The sequence below is a fragment of the Bacteroides sp. AF32-8BH genome (assembly GCF_003435205.1).
GTDB lineage: Bacteria > Bacteroidota > Bacteroidia > Bacteroidales > Bacteroidaceae > Bacteroides > Bacteroides ovatus.
On the sequence record NZ_QVLZ01000020.1, the window covers coordinates 1 to 19,102 of the forward strand.

The window sequence follows — 19,102 nt, forward strand, 5'->3', positions numbered from 1 at the left end:
TGTGCATCTGGTGTTGAATTTTGATTATGAGGTACCATCCGAGCCGGGAAGTGGCGGTCCGGGATTTGATGTGGACGTTGATGATTGGGATGATGTGAATGTGGATATAGTGTTGTAATCGAGTTTTATTAATTATATTTATTAACAATTTTATTCATTTTATGAAAAAAAGTACAGTAATGCTTGGGGCAATCTTTGGAACATTGTTGATGGGTTGCTCAGACGAGGAGATTGCGAATGTGGAAACCTCCTCACGAAATGCGATTGGTTTTAACGTGTTAAGTAATGCGGCGGAAACGAGGGCTACCCCTACTACCCCCGACAACTTGAAGAACACCGATTTCGACGTGTTCGCTTTTACGGGGGATGGTACTGCCTTCATGGGAAAGGTAGACACGGAATTTGGACATGACGGAGTGAATATCGTGTACAATAATGGTAAGTGGGATTATAAAAATGCGAGCGACCTTCGTTATTGGCCTACCGGGGCTTTGGACTTTTACGCGTTCAATCCCGGAACGGTTAGTGAAGACATGATGATGAATTATATGTGGGAAGCCTCCGGGACTGTCCAAAAGATAAGTTATACCTGCATCGATGAGTATGGAGCCAACACGGGTCATGCAAACTACGACGTGATGTATGCCATGGCCAAAGGCCAGACAAAAGACATGAACAACGGAATAGTGAAATTTAATTTCAAACATATTCTGTCACAGGTCGTATTCAAAGCAAAGACCCAATACGATAACATGCAGGTGGACATCAACATGATCAAGATTCATAATGTCAAAATGGGCGGCTTCTTCACATTGCCTGCGACAGCCGATGGAACGGGAAGTTGGAGTGATCCTGCTGATTTACCAAGTGAAGTATCAGGTCTGGGCAAATTTACCGTAGTGAAAGACGTAAACATCACGGTCAAAAGTAATACTATAGCTACCGATATTTCCACAACTACTCCTATGCTGAATAGACCACAGGAGCTGACTGCTTGGACTGTTTCCGGAGCCAGCAAAACCAAGAAGGGTGCCGACGATGCGAAGCAATGTTATCTGGAGATCGCCTGCAAAATCCGGCAGTCCGGAGCTTATCTGTTGGGTTCAGCAAGCGAATACAAAACAATTTATGTTCCGTTCGGAGATACATGGGAACAGGGCAAGCGTCATATCTACACGTTGATTTTCGGTGGTGGTTATACTGATCAGGGAGAGGCTGTGTTGAATCCGATCCAGTTTGATGCAGAGACAACAGGCTGGGTTAATGCGGCAAAAGACGTAAACGTTTAATTAATATCGTACCCGTTGGCAGGTTAAACATGAATATATCTGTTATTTAATTTTTCACCTGAAAACTAATCCCGGGGAAACCATTGCATGAATATTCATCTGCCTTTAACACATCTAAAAGCAAAAAGTTCCTTGGCGCACCGGCGTCACAGGAACTTTTCACATATAAAAGACACATGTTCTTTCACTGTATGCGTATATATTCCGAATACCTGATTTCCACATACGGGTTGTCACTGGAAATGGACTGATGGATAGCCTTTACACGCTTCCAGAACCACCATCCCTTGTATTCTACCCAAACCGCCTGATTGAGGGTTACCGGAACTTTGATGTCGCCTTTGAGCCGTTTGTTCTCGATCAACCCGGTAAGTTGGATATACGGTGTAACCATCTCCACCTTCTGCCGCAGCAGTGGAACGGTATCACGGATAATGAGCGTGTCACGGATGGCGGCATCTATCGGGGCTTTCACTTCGACTTCATGCCGTGCAGCCACTTCGAGGTTCCTGATTTTCACGCCTAGCCTTTCGATGGTCTCGGCATCCTTGGCACGGAACTCTTTATACTCATCTATAGTCAGCCGCAATGCCTTGGCATCGAGGACCATCGTCGCTGAATCGATCTGCATCCGCTTCACATCGGAAAGCAGTGCGGTGCTGTTCATGCGGAATCGGTCGCGTTCTTCCGTGAGGCGTATTGTCCGCCGGTGCTGCAGCCAGAGGATGCTACAGAGCAGCAACACCGTTGCCAGAAGTATTCTGTTTAATCTACTCATATGATACTGATTCTTCGGGGATGAACCACAGAAATTCATCCATATAGATTTCTTCCAACAATACAAGGCCGCCCCGGTTCTTTTTTCGGTTCTGCGGGAGGTCTTCAACGACCAGTCCACGGCGACCGACCAGTTCGTCCAACCTCATTTCGGAGAGTTCAGGCGAAGCGATGATGGTAACGTATGCATTCTTTTTCATAACTGGTCTTTCCACGATGTTTTTACTTGTGCGTTCCCTGACATTTGAGAAGTTCACGGATATCGGCACGGATTTCGTGCAGGTCATTCTGTACCGTGTTGAGCTGCATCATGGTTGCCTCGAACACGGACTTGTCCAGCTTCATGGCGTTGATACGGTCATACTGGTTCTTGATTTCCACTTCCAAACCGATACATTTGGTTTCCAGTTCTGCAATTTGGGCGGTGTTGTTGACATGCTGTATGTACAGTGTCAGCGAGAACGAGAGTACCACGACAATGATCTTGAAGTACTTCATTACAAATTCTTTGAGTTGTTCCATATCTTATTCCATTAAAAGTGAGAATGCGTCCCTGATAGCCCTCAGCAGAGTCTCGGCTGCCGCACTATCCCGGAACCCATAGATGACAAGCGCGATCATCATCGCCAGATAGACCCACCAGGCGATTTCTTCCTTAGTGATTTTACGTTTCCGCTTCGCCATCTTTTACAGGATTTTGGGGTACGATTACATTGAAGATAACATTGCCGTCGCTGCCTTCGATACGCAGGCGGTTCTCCTCCTTGTGCCTGATGGGGAAGATATCCATCAGCGCCTTGGCGGCATTGACCGACACGGCCCTGAGCGGTGCCGGAGAGAGCGGCACACCGAAACGGTCTGTATAGTCCGAAGTGGCCGTCTCGTCCATGATTGCCTTGAGAGTCTCGGTCACCTGCAGCTTTACAGCCATCGTCTCCATCTCGAACCGTTCCGAGGAGAGCAATGCCTTGATATGTGCCAGCACATGCGGTTTGTTCATCAGGTAATTGGCCGAAGCATACGGGTTCTTCACCGTATCCTCACCGAATACCTCCACAAAGCATTTTTTCGGCCGTCCGGCATATTCCAGCCCGCCGTTCACATAGAGGTTGCAGAATTGCAGCTCCTGCTCCGTGAGCGGTTTCTCTTCCGGCCTATCCTGCGTGTTCGTTATCTTGTCTGACATCGGTTCTTCCTTCCTTTTCTGAAAGAGTAGCGGGTTTGTATCCCGGAGGTTTTACAAAATCCGCCTTTTCATTGAGCAACTGCTCCATTAATGCGTCATAGAATACCTGGGCCAACGCATCGGCACACGCCTCCGCATCCGCTAGCGAGTTGATGAGCCGCAGGTTGAACTTGATTTCCAGGTCGTAGCCCGATATGAACGCCATCAGTTCGTTCCCGTCATAGCCCAGCGCCCCGTAGGTCATCCGGTCCGCCGTACGGAATGTAATGGTCTCGGGAATCTGTTCCCGGTCAATGCCTTGGGCTTCCTTATTCGTGTCCATACTCATATCTTGAAATATTTACGGGTTTTCTCTTTCTTCTGTGTAGCGATTGCCGCCCCTTCCGTCTGGCGCAGACGGGAGGTATAGACCCCCAGGATGTCAAGCGTGGCCGTCACATCCGCAGCCGCATCGTGGGCATCGTCCAGTTCCACCCCCAATTTTGAGGCTACCAGTTCCAGTTTATACGAAGTAACCTCCGGATCAGCGGCAAAAGCCAACCGTCCCATGACAAGCGTGTCGATGTAGTGCGGCTGGAAGTTGCCGTAATAGTCCTTGGTACCGGAAAAGGTCTTTTCAAACTCGGCGGCCAGTCCGGCATAGTTCATCAGCTGTTGCAGGAATCCGATATCGAAAGCGATGTTCTGTCCGACCAGCACGGGCTTGCACTGATAGCCCTTCGAGAGGGTGCTGCGTTTGGCGAAGGCGATGACTTCTCCGGCGACTTTCTTCATGTCCACACCCTGTGTGCGCAGCATCTCCATGGTAATGGCGGAATAGTCCAATGCCGTCTGTTCGTACTTCATCGGGACATATTCCGGTTCTTTCGCCTGTTCATGGCGGGTACGCAACACCTTGCGTCGGGGAAGCCCCGCGTCCTGTTTCCCGTAGGGGGCGATATACGCCTGATAGCGGTCGAATACCTGCCATGTGTCGAAACGGACGGCTTGCAGGGCGATCTGTGTACAGGCGCATTCACGGCAGTCCAGCCCTCCGGTCTCGAAGTCCAGCCCGATGCCTACATATATCTTCTGTTCTGTCTTGGGTGCCATATCTTTTCAGGATTGAATGAATAACAATGAGTTCCTATAGGTCTGTAATGTATTGCATCCGTTGTAGTCGCTGTAACGGATGACGGCAGTGAGGATGACCACCCGGTCTTTGAGCGACTGGATCTCGGTGCGGTGCTCCATGTAATAGTCGTTCCAGCACACGCACTCCGCCAGGCGGTTGTTCTGGGAGAGTGTCAGCCTGGCGAAACGCTTCCGGCTTCCCGTCTCCCTGTCCTTGTAGGTATGCTCGGCTACATCCACCACCGTGGCGCAGACAGCCGCACGCCTGCCGTCATTCTCGTCCCGTGCCACCTCGTCCAGGGTCAGGTAGGAGGCTTTTCCCTTGACCTGCCCGCTGGCTTCCGAATTGTCGAAGATGCGGCGGTAGTCGATGCTGCCGATACCCGACACGGCAATCTGCTGCTGCGACCAGAAGAAATGCCGCCCGCGCATGTCCTGCGGGAAGTCCTTTTCGGAAAGGGAGAATCCCAGTTCACGTGCGGCGCGTTCGAGCAGCGCGCAGCGTTCGGTAACCGCCCCGGCTTTTTCGATGCGGTCGAAGCATCCGGCAAGGATCATGTGCTTGACATGCCGGGCGTTCACGGGGACTTTCACGGCCTCTTCCGCGTTGTCGGGATCGTCCCAGTAACTGTATTTCTTGAGCTTGTAACGGAATATGCGGTGGATGAAGTTCTCGATACCCGTATATGCCCCGCCCCGGTCGCGTTCCGTGACGATGTATTCCACTGTCCTGAGGCCGACCTGCTTGATTCGGGTAAGCGACCAGAAGATTTCATCGGTGGCATAGTCGGTGAAGAACTCCGTCCCGGAGCGGTTGATGTCCGGCGGCACGATCTTGGCCGGCGAGCAGCGTTCCATCTCCGCCATCAGCGAAGGAATCTCCTTGTCGTCCGCCCATTGCAATGCCACGGTATAGAACGCCGACGGGTAATTGGCCTTGAGCCATGCCCCGCAATAGGCTGTAAGGGCGTATGCCGCGGCATGGGAGCGGTTGAACGAATATTTCCCGGCCACCTCTATCTTGTGCCAGATTTCCTCCGCCTCATAGTCCGGGCATCCGTTCCCGACGGCTCCGGCAATGAAATCCGCCTTCAGCGTGGCCATCAGGTCGGCTTTCTTCTTTCCTATGGCCTTGCGCAGGAGGTCGGTCTTCCCGAGGTCGAATCCCCCGAGCGTATGGGCGACGGACATGAACTGCTCCTGGTAGACCATGATTCCGAAAGTGTTCTTCGTCGCTTCATAACAGCCGTAGTTATAGACCGGGGCCACCTCGCCACGCCTGAAACGGACATAATCATCGGTGGCGCCGATGTCGAGCGTGGCGGGGCGGTACAGGGCATTGACGGCGATCAGGTCCTCGATACACTCCGGCTGTACATCCTGGATAAACCGGGTAATGCCCGGTGAAGAGAACTGGAACACATTCTGCGTGTTACCGTCCGAGAGCAGCCGGTAGGTCTTCCCGTCTTCCAGCATATCCTGCGTGATACGCCCGATGGTGAGTTCCTGCCCGAAATTCCGGTTGACCAACGCGATGACGGCACTCAGTTTGGCAAGTTCCTTTGTCGCCAGCACATCCTCCTTCAACAATCCGATCTCATCGACCGAATAGCCGTCGAACTCCGATACCAGTGCCCCGTCCATCTTGCGGACCGGCAGGAAATCGAAGCATTCGGCGGGCCTGCCGTCCCGCGTGTCCGGTGTGACAACGATGGCCGAGGCGTGTATGGAGGCCGCTTTGGGCTGTCCGAGCAATCCTTGCACGTCCTCGATGACCAGCGGATAGGTCTGGATAAAGTCCCGAAGTTTTCTGTTGGAGGCAGCCTGTCTGAACAGTCCTGTCCAGTCCGTGCCGTCATCTATCATGGCGGTAATATAGTTCACGATGGAGTGAGGCACGCGGTGTACGCGTGCCACGTCCTTCAAGGCGGCTTTCAGTTTCATCGTGGTAAAGGTGCCGGCGGAAAAGACACGCTGGCGGCCGTCCGCGTTGTACCGTTCTTCCAGGTAATCCTTGATCTCCTGTCGCCGGTCGGAGGCATAGTCGACATCTATATCTGGCAGCGAAGCGTGGCCGCCTTCCGTCAGTCCTTTGTCCACAAAGGCATCCATGACCGTCAGCGGCCCGTCTGCTTTCCTGATTCTTATATGTGTTACTTTCATCTGATATATTTCTTGTATCGTATTATCGCGCTTACCGTCTGGCGGCTGACGCCGTACTGTTTTGCCAGGCTGTTCTGGGAAGCCTGGCCGGAAGAATATCTCACCCGTATCTCTTCCGCCTGCCCGTTGGTCAGTTTGGCATTCACGCTTTTTTCGCCGTAATCCCGTTTGAGGCCACCCGCTATGGCATGTTCCATATTCCGCTGGTGCGTACACATCTCCAGGTTATCCGCACGGTTGTTGTCGCGGTTCCCGTCGATATGGTTCACCTCCAGTCCCGGATTCCAGTCGGGCAGGAAATGCTGTGCTACCAGACGGTGCACGGAGAACTTCTTCCCGACACCGCCCTTGTAGAGCCGGACACAGTCATAGAGCGAAGTCGTCCCGCACCAATGGCACATAATGCGTTCGGGTTGTATCCAGGTAATGCCGTCATGCGAAACCTGCCGTTCCAGACTCTTGACACGCCCGAGGTTGCTGATCCTGTACTTTCCTTCATAGTTCTTGATATCCACCCAGATTTCCCGGGTGTCAGCCATGGGTTATACGGTTTAGTGCTGTCTGAAAAATTTCCCGGTCTATCTCCACGCCGACGAACCGGCGTCCCGTATTCCGGCAGGCCACGGCCGTGCTGCCGCTGCCCATCGCAAAGTCGAGGACGATGTCCCCTTCATCGGTGTAGGTGCGTATCAGGTATTCCAGCAGGGCGACAGGTTTCTGTGTCGCGTGCAGGCAGGAGCGTTGCTTGTCGGTCTTGAACTTCAGCACGCTGCGCGGATAGCGTTCCGTGGATATGTAATCCCGGAAATTGTCGTGCTTCCGGTATATCTCGCCGGCATCGCATTTCCGCTGGTGTTCGGCCATCACGACCTTGCGCCTGTGCCCGTCCGTCTTGATCGGATGATACTTCGGCAACCTGTCGTAGAAGACCAGAATGTCCTCGTGCGCCTTCATCGGCATACGCCCGGCATTCAGGAAGCCTGTCGCCTGCGTCTTCTCCCATACCCAGGCATACCGCAGCCTGCGGAGATTGGAACTGCCCAGCAAGCTCGTAAAAGGATGCTGGCAGAACAGCAGTACGGGAGTGTCAGGTCTGGATATGCCCTGTACAGCATTCCACATCCCGGGGATGTCTATCACGGCGTCCCATCGACAATGTGTCGTACCGTATGGAGGGTCTGACAATACCATGTCGGCAGTGATGCCTTCTTCAGCCAGCAGGGGCAGCACATCGAGTGCATCGCCCCGGTAAAGGTCGCAACCGTCATAGGGACGGTGGTGTTCGTAGGTCGGATTCATGGGTTTCGAGTTCCTTTAGGTTCCACAAGCAATCTCGGCGGTCAAAAAGGATTTCGTCGCCACACATCAATTCATCTGCGTATATCGTCCGCTCTTCTCCGTTACGGATTACCCGCATCCGGGCATCCGTGCACAGACGGTAAGTCTTGCCTTCAGATTCCATCTCCACATAGCGTTCGCCCTTGCCGAGTGTGATGTCCGGGGCAAGCACCGTCAGTTCGTCTTTCCAGCTGAGCCCGCAGCGTTCCGGCACGAGGAAGCGCGAGAAGATAAGGTCGTATTTCAGCGGGTCGATGGAGGTTATGCCAAGCAAGTAGGAAACCAGCGAGCCCCCGGCGGAACCGCGACCTATACCAGTTGCGATGCCTCTCCGGTGCGCCTCCCGCACCATATCCCACTGCACCAGGAAATAGTCCACATTGTCGGTCGATTCAATGATATAGACTTCCTCGTCCAGCCGTTCCCGATAGCGTTCCCGCTCCGGTTCCGGCACTTTCCGGTCCAGCCCGTCGTCAAGCAGTCGGAGGAACATCGTACGGCGGTCACCATACCGTTCCCGCTCTTCCGGTCGCATACGGTATTCCGGCATGAACATTCGCCCGGTCTCGAATGAGGCGTCCGCACGTCCGGCAATCTCCACCGTGGGACGGCACATGCGCCTAAACAGGGAATCGAAGTCCCATTGCCCGGAGAACAGAGGACGGAGCGTGTCATACAATTCATCCGCTGTCTTGAAATACTGGTCATCGCTCTGTTCATGGGCGGCTCCCGTGGCAATCTTGTTCACCACGATTCTGTACCCTGCATCGTCCTTGTCCATGTAGTAGCAGTCCGGAATCAGGACTGGTTCTACTGTAAATGAATCCGTGTCGGCATCATAACAGTTGCCGAAATAATATTTCAGGGCTTCTAGTTGCTCCCTGTCGATGCGGTCCGCCTTGTATTCGTTGGCGTCGACCTGGTAATAGACCGCTTCGGCACCTTTCCGGATACGCTTCACCTGTTTGGGGTGTCCGGCCATCCAGTAGACGGAACGGATGGCGAAAACCACCACACAACCTGCGGCATACATCAGCAGCTGTTCATAGCGGAGGGTGTTGTCTTCCGAATCGACCATGACGGCCCGTTGGATGCGCAGCAGATTATGCAGCCCCTCGTTATCCAAGGCATAAATCTTCAGCCCGACACGTTCTTCTTCGTGCATCATTGTCAGCGAGTAGCCGAATATATGTTTCAGCCCGGTATTGGCGCACTCCTTCTGAAGGTTCAGCGTGGCGGCCATTGTATTGCGGTCGCAGATGCCGACAGCCGTATGCCCGAGCCATTTCGCCTTGCGGCACAAATCTTCCGGCGAGCAGCAGGCGTTCAGCAGCTCGTAGGAGGTATGGATGCCGAGGTTCACGAAAGGTACATCATGTACCGGAGGCTTGGGCCGGCCGATATATTTCAGCAGGTTGAAACGGAATTCTTCCCGCAGGTCATAGTAGTACCAGTTCCTGCCGAACGGGAAGGCCACATGGAAGATTCCTTCTTCCATCAGCACATCCGGACTTTCCATCAGGTTGAACACGAGCTTGTCCCCGTCGCCGCGGAAGATGGATTCCACTCCCGACAGGTCGGCCGTGAAAAGCCGCCCGAAGCCGGGAATATCCACCACTTCCGTATCGACCGGGATATAGGTTATCCGTTGTGCATCGAGCCATGAGAAAAGTTCCTGTATCATCTTTCCTGTACTTTTTTGAGTTTGTATTCAAGGACGGACAGCAGGCGGCAGGCGAAAATCCCGTAGATTTCCGCTTCCGTGAGTTCGTCCCAGTCTTTGGCGGCATCAGCAATGTCCGCGATGAAAACCTCGAAATAGGGTTTCAGCCGTTCAGCCGTCCGCTTTACCGACTCGACGGCATCACCATCGTAACCGATGACTACGGTTCTGACGCCTTTCGATTGCAGCTTGTAGATCTGTACATCGGATATTTTCTTTCCGAAAGTGGCCACGGCTGCGACATGGGAATTGTCATAGAGTTCGAGTCTGCGGGTCAGGGCGATGACATCGAAAATACCTTCCGCGAGGATGACCGTATCGGTTTCATCCATACGGACGGCATCGTAGTTATAAAGGAGTCTGGAAAAGTCGTTTTCCGTGGAGTTCCGGTAACGCAGGATCTTGTACCCGCCGCTATGTCTGGTCTTGCGGTTGTGGGCGTCTATATCCTCTTTCGGCCAGGTATGGCGGGAGACATAGCCGACAACCGTACAGTCATCGATGACCGGAAAGACGACATAGTCCGCGTAGCGCGGATTGAGCCTGCCGGTTATCCCGACCGGGAAATACTCGTAATCGTCGAAACAGAAGCCGCGCCGCTGCAAATACGGATGCCGGAAAGTGCGCTTGTAAAAGTCCGGCAATTCGACCGGCACCAGTTCGTCGTCTATTTCTTCCGCCTCGTCCTTCTCCAGCAGGTGCAGGTTCAACGGTGCGGCAATGTCAGCTGTCTGCAAAACCATCAGGTCCATGCGACCGATAGCCGCCAGAAGTTGCTCCAATGTACGGGTGGATGCCCCGCAGGAGAAGCAGTGGGCCATGAAAGGCCGGCGGTGGGCAGTCGCCTTGCCGATGTAGATACCGAACTTACCGCCCGACTTTCCGCAGAACGGGCAGCGCGGAACGATAAGGTTCTTACCGCTCCCGTCCCGTTTGGCACCCGTCTCGCGGGTTATCTCCGAAACCAGATATTGATATTCCTGTACCGACAGTTCCATATTAAGGTATAGTCGTGACCGCTACAGGTTGGTTTGAAATGTTTGGAAAAAGAATCCGGATTAGCCCAATAAAAATAGACCGGCAGAATCATGGAAGGTCTTTCCACCCAAAGGAAAAGAGAAATTGTCTTCCCGGCTGGACAAAAAATGACTGCTTTTGTCTAATCGATAAAACAATATATAAATAAGGAGATTGATAATCAGCATTGGCTGATTATCAGGTGTAGAGATGTACTTTTCTAAAATGATCACTCTCTACATAAAAAAAGCGTATTTTTTGTGCAGTACAATAAACATACTGAATGAAAAGTATCGTTTTCCAATTACTACAAATAACGGATTTGTATTTGCGAGGTCATTCGAACTTTCCTCGAACAAAGGTCGTATGATATCTCGAACGCCAAGACCCGTGAGCGGAAACTGAAAGTCTTGGAGGCGGCAGAGGAATTGAAATGTGAAAACCTGCTGTTGATAACATGGGGAACGGACGATATGGCGGAATACAAAGGGCATACAATAAAAATCGTATCTGTCCGGAATTGGTTTTACGCATGTAAGCTGCCATATATTCTCAACATTCCAGTCGTTACAAGTCAAAAAGCCACCGACACGCCGCATCCGGATCGATGGCTTTTTATTCCCTGTTCAGATTCAGTGTCCTCTGCCCGTCATAGAACACCTCATTGTCGTAGTCGGTGGCAATCCTGATAGTGTCTCCTTTCTTGAAGAACCGGCTTTTGGCCACGTGCAGGCGCATAACGTTCTCCTTTCTTTCAGCCGATGACTGGTTGAGCGAAACAAGGTGCGTGCACGGGCGGGCCAGACCTTTGGCCTCCGAACAGTTGTACTCGGTCAGCACGTTCCGCTCGTCATTCAGCCACTCCCGGTCTTCGATGGTAGACTGGTAAGTCACCACCATCCATACCTTTTCGTCCGCCGCCAGGTCCTTCAGGTCATTAGCCACCGCGATACGCTTCGCCCGTTCATGGTCGGCTCCCCATGAACGGCGGTTGGCATCCGTCAGCAAGTCCATCGAATCCACAATCACGATGTCCGGATTATATCCTTTGAGCTTCCTGTATTCCGAAATGCCGTTCTTGATGTCGAGTGTCGAGACCTGGGCATTGAAACGCGGGTAACTGCGCACCGTGATGCTTCCGGCATACGAGGCGACCAGTTTTTCCAGATGTCTCATCTCCGTATCCGAAATCTTTCCCCGCTCGTAATAGTAGGCGTTCCTGGAAATCAGTCCGCCGGAATAGGCGTTCAACGCCTCTTCTTCCGAACCTTCCAGCTGGAAATGCAGCACATGCAGCCCGTCATCGATGTCCGCCCTGACACCGATCCATTTGGCGATGTGCGACTTTCCCACGCCTGTGCTGGCCAGGAAACAGGTCAGCTGACCTCGCAGGTTACGTCCGGCATTGAGCGCATCCAGATACGGGATGTAGAAGCGGGACACACGAGGGGCGGCCGAGCGTTCCTCTTCCTCCTCGCGCCGGCGGTTCCTCTCGAAACGCTCCTTGAAAGTCGCGGCCACATCGACGAACGAGGAACTCTTCAGCGTGAACCCTGCCAGCCACTCGGCATATTCCCGAAGAGTCTTCTCCGCCTTGTCCTGTTTGTTCTCGTTATACAGTTTCCCGACCTCCGCATAGACCGACTGCAACCGGACCCCCTTGATGTAGGACTCCAGCATGTCGGTCATCACCTCGGCACTCTGTCCCTCGTCATACTCCCGGAAAGTGTCTATCAGCTCGATGGCGTCGTAATCCTCATGGAAGGTCTGTGCCAGCACGGCATACGACGGCGGTGTCTTGTATGTCTTGAAGTGTACGGCTATCGCCTCCTGTACCTGCTGGAACGAACGGTCCGGCAGGTATTCCTTACGCATATGCCGGGCTAGGACAGCACACAACGGTTCCTGTCTGAGCGCCGTGGCATAGAGTTCATACAGGAACTCGGCACTGAGCGGATTGACGGCACTCATGGCTTCGCCTCCTTTTTCCGCCACGCCTCACAGCGGATACGGTACAGTTCCGGATAGCGCGCCTGTGTCCTTCTGCGGCATGGCTCCGCTTTCGCACATTTTGAGCATGACGGGGAGAAAGGCGTCCACATCAGCGTGGAGAGCGCACAGACGAGATATCCCGCTTCGGTGGAGAGCAGTCGCCGCTTGGTCGTCTCCTCGTATTCCGGATAAATAAAACGCCCGAACGGATGGCTGCGGCGGTCTTCCACTGCCCGCGCCAAATCATGCCGTGACAGCCCGAAACTCTTCAGCCACCGGTCCTCCCGGTAGCGGCGTTCCTTTCCCGAGCGGAGATAGCGGCCGATGGCTTTCTTTCCGAATGAATGGGAGACGTTCCATTTCCTGCGATACGCGGTATCATATCCGGAAATGGCATATGTCTGGCAGATACAGAAGTCGGACAGGCGTTCCGCACTGACGGAGACGACCTCCCGGCACAAGCCGTCGAAACACATCCCGAGCTGCCTGTCCGACTTGCCGCCGGTAGGGAACACAAAATCCGCCCACACCGTGGTGCGGACCAGCCGTGTAAAGAGCCTCCGGCATCCGTCAATCCATTCTTTTCTCTCCATCGCGTGTCAATAGTTTGCGCAGCTGCGTCTTGGCTAGGAAGATGCGGCTTTTTACCGTTTCTACGTTCCTGGTCTGCAAAGTACCGTTGTTATAGGTGATTTCCATGATTTCCCCGAGTTTGTAACCAGCCTGCTGCAAGAGCAGGGCTTCCCGGTAAATCGGTTTGAGCCGGTCCAGTGCCCAGAGGATGTCATCGTTATAGAACTCGCGGTAGTTGTCCATCCCCATGCTGTTTCCCGACGGTTCGTCCTCATCCGACAGCGAAGAGGATATTTCCGAAATGTCGATATTGTCGTCCGGGGGCATGCGGTTCCTGTTGCGGTTGTTCAGGTCCGCCACAAGCCGTTTGGTCACGGCATAGATCCAGGTCTTTACCGGACGGGCCGGGTCATAACTGTCCATATACTTGAAGAAGTTGGCCAACGCCTCGAGGTAGTTGTCCTCGATGTCCTCCTGGTTATAGGTATATTTGATACAAATGCTGTATATCAGATTCTTGTGCGGCATCACATATTTTCTGAGAAGTTCCGCCCTCTGTCTCGCGGATTCGTCTTCAGGCTGGAGAACCGCAATAAACACATCTTTCTTTTCCACGTTTCCACTGACTGAAAAGGTTGATAATGAATCTCATGTCCTAATCTGTCAGCTACCGTGAGCGTCAATTGAAAAAACGGGCGGCAGCATTACCGCCGCCCGGAAAAAATCCAAACCGTTGTCGGCTTGTCACAGCCTGTGCCTGCGGATGTAATAGTAGAAGAGGTGGCAGGCATCCGCCGCATTGTCATCCACCGGGACAATACCGTATCTGTCCTTGCAGGCCGCGACCATCTGCGTCTTGGTGGCGTGTCCGTCTCCCGTCGCCCATTTCTTGAGGACAGCCGGGTTGACGAACTCCGGTTCCGGGATATCCAGTTCATCGCACACTTCGAGCAGGATACCCCTGAGTTCCGAGAGCCGCCGCATGTCGTAGAAATGGCGGTTCACGCTCACATCCTCGGCCACGACGCGGCGGATGCCGTAACGACGGAGCAGCGAGAGCAGCGTAGTCCTGAAAGCGCCGTGCATCTTGTTGCCGTTGCGCCGTTTGCTTTCGGTGAAGTTCCATGTCCCGGCCTCATGCAGGGAGAAGTATCCGGTATGCGTGGCGATGTCCAGCGCCAGTACCTGCTCCCGGGTCAGTACGCTATTCTCCGAGTCTCGATTCGCCATTCTCTTTCACGATTACCAGTTTATGCGGATACCCTTCAGCCACATTCCCGTGCGAGACTACCAGCACGGTACCGCCGAGCGAGTTCAGCGCCTCGAACATGGAGGCCAGCCCCGCTTCATCGACCGCCTCGAGTATCTCGTCCAGCACGAGCAGATCCAGTCCCTTGTCCCCGTCGCAGTTGCTGTTCACGAGTTTCTGCATGGCAAGGATGGTCGCCAAATTCACACGGGCGGCTTCGCCTGCCGAAAACTTGCCGAACGAGCCGCAGTCCATGCCGTCGCGCAGCAGTGAGATGGAGATTTTCTCCCTTACCTTACCACTCTTGAGGACGGTATACCCGTCGAAGCGGATACGGATGTCGCTGCCGATGTCTTGCAGGAACTCGTTGGTGATACGGCTGAGCGCCTCGATTTTCGTGTTGGCCAGATAGGTCTTGAACTGCACGAACCGTTCCCGCTGTATCTCCAGGGCACGGACCCGGGCATCGACGGCCGTCTTGCGCCCTGCCGCCTCGTTGGACTTCCCGCGCGTTTCACGGAGAGTGTCCTTGAGCGATTGTATGAGGTCGGGTGAAGCCGCCTCATCCAGCTCCCGGATCGTGGCCTGCAAAGTGTCGATGGCGCAGGCCGCAGCCTGTATATCTTCCTTGCCTACCCGTATGCCGCGGTTCAGTGCGGCATTGCGCTCGTCTATGAATCCGAACACCTCGTCGAATACCTTGCGGCGGACACCTTCGATTTCACTTTGCAGGGCGGTAATTTCGGAAGCGATGCGTTTATGCCCGCTTTCCACCTCTTCCACGTGGCGGGTGGCATTCCTGATGGCCCGTTCGTGCCCGGCCAGCTGCTCCTCCCATCCGGTGCGTCTGCCTTCCAATATCCGGCGCTCATGGTTCAGCCGGTTCTGCTGCAACTCCACGGCATCCGTCTCCTCCTGCTTCTCATCGATACGGCCGTTGATTTCCGTGAGCTGCCGTTGACGGAGCTTCAGTTCCTTCATGCCGGCCTCGATGTCGAACTGTGGTTCTGCCACCAGAAACTCATGCCCGCAGAAAGGACAGGTGATGGAGCCGGCCAGTTTGTTCGAGAGGCCGTCAATACCGGCAGAAACGATACGCCGTTTATGACGCAGTTCCTCGATGCTGCCGGACAGGTCGCGCAGACGGATGTCGATTTCCCGCAGTCTCTCCGCAGTCGTATCGGACTGATCCCTGTATGCCTCACAGAATGCGGCATACTCCTTCTTGAACTGTTCCCAGCCGTCAGTCCTGTTTTTCAGTTCCTGTTCCGCCTGCTTCAAGACGGCATCGCAATCCTTCAGCCGCTCTGTGGCGGTCTGTAACCGTCCTTTCTTTTCGGCAATGACCTTGTCCCAGTCCGTCTGCCGGGCATCGGGAAAGAGGGACATCATTTCCGCTATCTTTTCCAGACATGCTTCCAATGCGGTATCTCCGGCTTCCAGTTCCTGCAAAGCCTCGTCCGCCCGCTGCACTCCGGCAAGCTGTTCCTCAAGCCTGTCCACGTTCTCGTGCCCGGTACGGATCTGCTCCCTCTTGGCCGCTATGGCCGTTTCCAGTCCCATGATACGTTCCACACGGGTACGCCCCCGCTCGGCTCCGGCTTCCTCCTCCTTGCGTATCTGCTCCTGTAACATCCCGATACGCCCGTCCAACCCGGCCAGTTCCAGTTCCACCTGCCGTTTCTTTTCAGAGAGCGGCACGATGTCTTCCTCCACTTTGGCGATGGCTTCATCCACCAGGATACCGTTGGAAAAGCGGTTGATGACCTCTTTCTTCTCCTTGTCCGATGACGAGAGGAAATCCTCATACCGGTATTTGGAAAGGATGAAATTGTTGAGCAGCTCGTCGCGTGTGATACCCAGTTTGTCAAGAATATACCGGTTATAGGCATCCACCGAAGGCTGTACCGCTTCATCGGTTACCACCTGCTTGCCGCCACGGTAAAGCGTACAGCTGACAGAGGAAGCCCCCTTGCGCGGGATACGGCGGTTGACGAGCAGTTCCTCGGCGGCGGAATCGTTGATGAAACGCAAAGCGATACGGCATTCTTCCGCTGCATCGTTGATAATCTCCTCCGAGCGTATCTTTCTAAGCGGGCTGCCCGTGATACCCACGGCAATGCATTCCAACAGGGCAGACTTGCCGGCCCCGTTCGACTGCTGGGACTCATTGTCCCGGTTATCGCCGAAAATCAATGTCGTCACGCCTTGCCGCAGCATGTAGGACAGCGAACGGAAGGCGCAGAGATTTTCGGCTTCTATCGTCTTTAATTTCCACATGATCTGTTTTCTATTCTAGATAAATACTCCAATCCCATCGACACATCCTCGATCTGTTTCTCCCGGCAGAAGTCCTCGTAGGTTTCCCGGATGCGGCGGCTGTCGAATTTCTCGAAGAGCGAAGAGGATACCGCCTCCGGCAGCTGCTCGTCATCGGCAACCAGTTCTACCTTCGCCGCTCCGGCTTCCAGCAAGGCGGCTTTGTCCACCGATTTCATCGCGGCGGCAGGTGCATGGACACGCACCTTGACCTTGTAGCGACCATCGGCCTCCATTTCACGCAGCTCGTCCATCAGGTGCAACCCGGCACGTTCCGCCGGCATATCCATGACACGGTACCGCATGTTCACGCGGTTCTTGACAAACTCGTACGTGCCGTCCGTATACAGCACCGTGTATCCTTTCTCCTCGTCCTCCCCGAAGTTATGCTGGCGCGAGGAACCGATATATTCGATTCCCGTCCCCGGAATGACGGTACGGTTGTGGTAATGGCCGACAAAGACCTTGTCGAAAGGAGAGAATATCCTGGCAGGCAGTTCCTTTTCCGAAGGCTGTGCCAATGCCCCGTTGATACCCTCATGGATGTAGAGGAAGTGCTCCGGTTCTCCGGAAAGCGCTTCCGCAGCCAATCGTCCGAGCCTTTCGGCAAAAGAGCCGTCTTCCGGAAAATAGCTCATTACATGGAGCGCGAACTTCCATTCCGGGCGGCACAGGGTCAGGTACTCATCCACGACAGTCACATTCGGATGCCGGTCGAAGACATGACAATATCCGCGCAGGGATTCCTGGTTCACCTTGTCGTGGTTCCCTTCCGCCAGCGTGACATGAATGTCATGGTCCGCGGCGGATACAAGCATATCCCTGACGGCCAGCAGGACATCGAGTGTCTGGGCGGCACGGGAAAAGAACAGGTCTCCTCCGACAACCACTTCCCGGATATCCCGTTCCCTGCAAATTCCCATGGCCTCCTGCCAGTTGGCCTGGAATGCAGGGATGTTGTCTTTCGAGATGTGGATGTCATTCAATAACAAAAGGCAGGGTTTGTTCTCTTTCATACTAAGTGATTGTGATTAGGACGGGAGGCCCGGATGCCTCCCGTCGGATTAGAATTCAAGAACTTGTGAAAGGCTTATCTGCGGTGGCGGGGACGCCCGGCACGCTCTTCCGTTTCCTCCGGCTGCTCTTCTTCCTCCCCGGGGACATCCTCCGGTTCGTCACTGGGCTTCGGACCCTCCATCTCGCTTTCGATCAGGTCGAGTAGTTCCCGGTTGCTCGTGGAGCGTGTGACACGCACGGAGAGCCCTTCCTGCTCGATGTAGCCGCGGATCATCGCACGCAGCTCCTGGCCTTCCTCGGTCTTCTCACCGAGTTCCTGCCGCTGAAGCTCGTCATAACGTTCGAAAAGGTCGTCCAGCGAGATGCCTCCGCCTTCACGCCCGTTTTCTCTGTTATCTTTCGTACGGCGGTCGAACGAGAACGCGGATATATCCTCCTTGGGCAGTTCACCGTCCAGCGTGTCGATGACCGTCTTCATTTCATCCGTCTCCATGAGCGACATGCCGTAGATACCGTCGCACTGTTTGAGGAACTCGACGGTGGCTCCCAGATGATAACGGGTGTAGCGGTAGATGATTTCCGGGATACGCGGCGCACCCATCAGGGCGGTCAGCTCCTCCTTGGTCAACGGTACCGGTTCCGATTCGTTGTCAATGGAAATGACATACTCGGTCTTGGCTCCGTTCTTGCGCTTTTCAATCTCCACCGGATAGGCGTCATACACCGAGGAAATCGGGCACGGGTAAGACGGATTCTTGGCCAGTTTCTTGCTCCACAGCTTGAACTTCCTCTCATCCAGATCCTTGAACTGGGCATGGGAAAGGGTCATCATCTGCACGCCTTTGGCTCGTTCACCCAGGTCGAATACATAGAGACAGTGGCCGTAACTGTATTTCAGACCGCCTCCGAACGAGCCCCCGGCAATCTTTTCCGCCAGTTTGTCGTCCCCGTCCTCTTTTGCGGCTTCGACGGCCATGCGGCGGTAAGTCTCGATGGGATCAACGCTATATCCGGCATCGGTAGCGCGGGTGACAGTGACATACATCTTTTGGGGCTTGTTCCCCGTAGCGGGTTTCTCCAGCTCCAGAAGCAGCTGGTGGACGGGATACTCATAGCCCGGACGTGTCGGCGAGCCGTCCGGATTGGGAGCGATGGGCAGGATACGGAGACGGTAAGTCCCGAACTTGTCCATGCGGAAGAACTCCGTACGGGCGAACGCCCTGTTCTCCTCCTGGGCACGCAACTGTGCCTCCTGATAAGATTCCTGAACGCCGAGGAACATTTCCTCGACAGACATGCCTTCCATGCCGTTGTTCTTTTCTTCTTCTTGCATAAACGCTTTGTTT

Annotated in this window: 20 protein-coding genes and 1 pseudogene; 2 read left to right on the plus strand and 19 right to left on the minus strand. The window is 54.1% G+C overall.

Annotated elements, in window-relative coordinates; genetic code table 11:
• Positions 1-118 (plus strand): annotated as a pseudogene (locus DWZ47_RS15095) (DUF5119 domain-containing protein); the annotation flags it as partial.
• Positions 119-161: 43 nt separating this feature from the next.
• The gene (locus DWZ47_RS15100) at positions 162-1,289 is read left to right on the plus strand and encodes a fimbrillin family protein (RefSeq protein ID WP_117513708.1); all 1,128 of its coding nucleotides are present in this window, start codon (positions 162-164) and stop codon (positions 1,287-1,289) included.
• Positions 1,290-1,473: 184 nt separating this feature from the next.
• Here DWZ47_RS15100 and DWZ47_RS15105 read toward each other — a convergent pair whose 3' ends face one another.
• From DWZ47_RS15105 to DWZ47_RS15195, 19 genes are all read right to left on the minus strand, one after another.
• Positions 1,474-2,067, minus strand: a complete 594-nt coding sequence (locus tag DWZ47_RS15105; RefSeq protein ID WP_008860767.1) for a DUF6549 family protein — start codon at positions 2,065-2,067, stop codon at positions 1,474-1,476.
• Positions 2,060-2,266, minus strand: coding sequence for a hypothetical protein (locus DWZ47_RS15110; protein WP_008860768.1), 207 nt, complete (start codon positions 2,264-2,266; stop codon positions 2,060-2,062). The genes DWZ47_RS15105 and DWZ47_RS15110 overlap by 8 nt, the downstream gene beginning before the upstream one ends.
• A 22-nt stretch (positions 2,267-2,288) precedes the next feature.
• Positions 2,289-2,588 (minus strand): hypothetical protein, encoded by a 300-nt coding sequence (locus DWZ47_RS15115; RefSeq protein WP_004322861.1) that lies wholly within the window; start codon positions 2,586-2,588, stop codon positions 2,289-2,291.
• Between the two features lie 3 nt (positions 2,589-2,591).
• Positions 2,592-2,750 carry a hypothetical protein gene (locus tag DWZ47_RS30660; protein ID WP_008860769.1) on the minus strand — a complete coding sequence of 53 codons (159 nt, stop codon included), beginning with the start codon at positions 2,748-2,750 and terminating at the stop codon, positions 2,592-2,594.
• The gene (locus tag DWZ47_RS15120) at positions 2,731-3,252 is read right to left on the minus strand and encodes a hypothetical protein (protein ID WP_009316566.1); all 522 of its coding nucleotides are present in this window, start codon (positions 3,250-3,252) and stop codon (positions 2,731-2,733) included. The genes DWZ47_RS30660 and DWZ47_RS15120 overlap by 20 nt, the downstream gene beginning before the upstream one ends.
• Complete coding sequence (locus DWZ47_RS15125; protein ID WP_009316565.1) at positions 3,221-3,580, minus strand: hypothetical protein; 360 nt, start codon at positions 3,578-3,580, stop codon at positions 3,221-3,223. Before DWZ47_RS15125 ends, DWZ47_RS15120 begins: the two co-directional genes overlap by 32 nt.
• Positions 3,577-4,344: a PolC-type DNA polymerase III gene (locus tag DWZ47_RS15130; RefSeq protein WP_008860772.1), complete on the minus strand. Its 768-nt coding sequence runs from the start codon at positions 4,342-4,344 to the stop codon at positions 3,577-3,579. Before DWZ47_RS15130 ends, DWZ47_RS15125 begins: the two co-directional genes overlap by 4 nt.
• A 6-nt stretch (positions 4,345-4,350) precedes the next feature.
• Positions 4,351-6,528, minus strand: coding sequence for a DNA polymerase III subunit alpha (locus DWZ47_RS15135; protein ID WP_117513710.1), 2,178 nt, complete (start codon positions 6,526-6,528; stop codon positions 4,351-4,353).
• On the minus strand, positions 6,525-7,067 hold the full coding sequence (locus tag DWZ47_RS15140; RefSeq protein ID WP_004293556.1) for an HNH endonuclease: 543 nt from the start codon (positions 7,065-7,067) through the stop codon (positions 6,525-6,527). Before DWZ47_RS15140 ends, DWZ47_RS15135 begins: the two co-directional genes overlap by 4 nt.
• Positions 7,060-7,827, minus strand: coding sequence for a DNA-methyltransferase (locus DWZ47_RS15145; protein ID WP_004293557.1), 768 nt, complete (start codon positions 7,825-7,827; stop codon positions 7,060-7,062). Before DWZ47_RS15145 ends, DWZ47_RS15140 begins: the two co-directional genes overlap by 8 nt.
• Complete coding sequence (locus tag DWZ47_RS15150) at positions 7,793-9,550, minus strand: PHP domain-containing protein (protein WP_004293558.1); 1,758 nt, start codon at positions 9,548-9,550, stop codon at positions 7,793-7,795. The genes DWZ47_RS15145 and DWZ47_RS15150 overlap by 35 nt, the downstream gene beginning before the upstream one ends.
• Entirely contained in the window at positions 9,547-10,587 is a 1,041-nt protein-coding gene (locus DWZ47_RS15155; RefSeq protein WP_004293559.1) for a toprim domain-containing protein, read from the minus strand. The genes DWZ47_RS15150 and DWZ47_RS15155 overlap by 4 nt, the downstream gene beginning before the upstream one ends.
• A gap of 634 nt (positions 10,588-11,221) precedes the next feature.
• Entirely contained in the window at positions 11,222-12,577 is a 1,356-nt protein-coding gene (locus tag DWZ47_RS15165; protein ID WP_004293560.1) for a DnaB-like helicase C-terminal domain-containing protein, read from the minus strand.
• Positions 12,574-13,191 carry a hypothetical protein gene (locus DWZ47_RS15170; protein WP_008672745.1) on the minus strand — a complete coding sequence of 206 codons (618 nt, stop codon included), beginning with the start codon at positions 13,189-13,191 and terminating at the stop codon, positions 12,574-12,576. The genes DWZ47_RS15165 and DWZ47_RS15170 overlap by 4 nt, the downstream gene beginning before the upstream one ends.
• A complete protein-coding gene (locus DWZ47_RS15175) occupies positions 13,169-13,771 on the minus strand; it encodes an RNA polymerase sigma factor (protein WP_004322848.1) in 603 nt (200 codons plus the stop codon). Before DWZ47_RS15175 ends, DWZ47_RS15170 begins: the two co-directional genes overlap by 23 nt.
• A gap of 144 nt (positions 13,772-13,915) precedes the next feature.
• The gene (locus DWZ47_RS15180) at positions 13,916-14,401 is read right to left on the minus strand and encodes a crossover junction endodeoxyribonuclease RuvC (protein WP_004293563.1); all 486 of its coding nucleotides are present in this window, start codon (positions 14,399-14,401) and stop codon (positions 13,916-13,918) included.
• Positions 14,376-16,700 carry a hypothetical protein gene (locus tag DWZ47_RS15185; RefSeq protein WP_004293564.1) on the minus strand — a complete coding sequence of 775 codons (2,325 nt, stop codon included), beginning with the start codon at positions 16,698-16,700 and terminating at the stop codon, positions 14,376-14,378. The genes DWZ47_RS15180 and DWZ47_RS15185 overlap by 26 nt, the downstream gene beginning before the upstream one ends.
• On the minus strand, positions 16,688-17,755 hold the full coding sequence (locus DWZ47_RS15190; protein ID WP_004293565.1) for an exonuclease SbcCD subunit D: 1,068 nt from the start codon (positions 17,753-17,755) through the stop codon (positions 16,688-16,690). The genes DWZ47_RS15185 and DWZ47_RS15190 overlap by 13 nt, the downstream gene beginning before the upstream one ends.
• A 74-nt stretch (positions 17,756-17,829) precedes the next feature.
• Positions 17,830-19,089 (minus strand): hypothetical protein, encoded by a 1,260-nt coding sequence (locus DWZ47_RS15195; protein ID WP_004293566.1) that lies wholly within the window; start codon positions 19,087-19,089, stop codon positions 17,830-17,832.
• Between the last annotated feature and the right edge of the window lie 13 nt (positions 19,090-19,102).